The sequence below is a fragment of the Dietzia sp. DQ11-44 genome (genome assembly GCF_014145205.1).
Classification (GTDB): Bacteria; Actinomycetota; Actinomycetes; order Mycobacteriales; family Mycobacteriaceae; genus Dietzia; species Dietzia natronolimnaea.
Genome location: NZ_JAALEC010000205.1, coordinates 1 through 638, shown reverse-complemented (window position 1 = coordinate 638; position 638 = coordinate 1). Strand labels below are relative to the sequence as shown.

The 638-nt window shown below is 64.6% G+C and carries 1 protein-coding gene; it reads right to left on the bottom strand.

Annotation, left to right across the window (positions count from 1 at the left end; genetic code table 11):
- Positions 1-308 precede the first annotated feature (308 nt).
- Positions 309-638 (bottom strand): oxidoreductase C-terminal domain-containing protein (locus G6018_RS17350; protein ID WP_182639179.1); only part of this gene is annotated, 330 nt, incomplete at its 5' end.

Here is a 638-nt window from a genome sequence, read left to right as displayed (position 1 = left end):
GGCTTGGGAGACATGGTTGGCCGCCAATATTGCACCCCCCGACCGGGGAAGGCGCTCCGTGCCGCGCCAGTCCGCTCTCCTGACGAGCAGCAGAAGGGGTTTGCAGACGACCAACGCGAACCACCATGCAGGGCCGCGAGCGTCCGTGGGTGCGCGTCGCACGTCTGCGGACTGATGCGAGTCACGGGCGCCCGGAACGAAAGGCAGAAGTCTCATCGCGGGCCCTGCCGTCGACCTCCAAACCATCCTTGTTCACCTCGGGGGTCAGACGTTCGGTGGTGACCACGACCAGTGGTCGGTCTGCTTGCTCACACCGCCACCTCCGGTGTCAGGGCAGTCGTGTCGACGGCGACTTGGCCGAGAATGCCGTTGGTGGTCATGGAGTCCCCGGGGCGGTTAACGCTGTCAGCGGCGACCGGCTCGCCCTGCCTGAGGTAGTAGCAGGTGCGGTTTCGGTCAGAGGTGGGGTCACCGCTCAGGACGATGTCGTCATAACCGTTGTTGAGTCCCGCGATCCGCAGCTTGTGGTCGTACTGGTCCGACCGGGACCATGGGAGCGCCGACACCTTCTTGTCCCTTCCGCAGATCGTCCTTGTTCCTTCCACAGGTCTTCGAGAAGGAGGTCGCTGGTAGGGCAA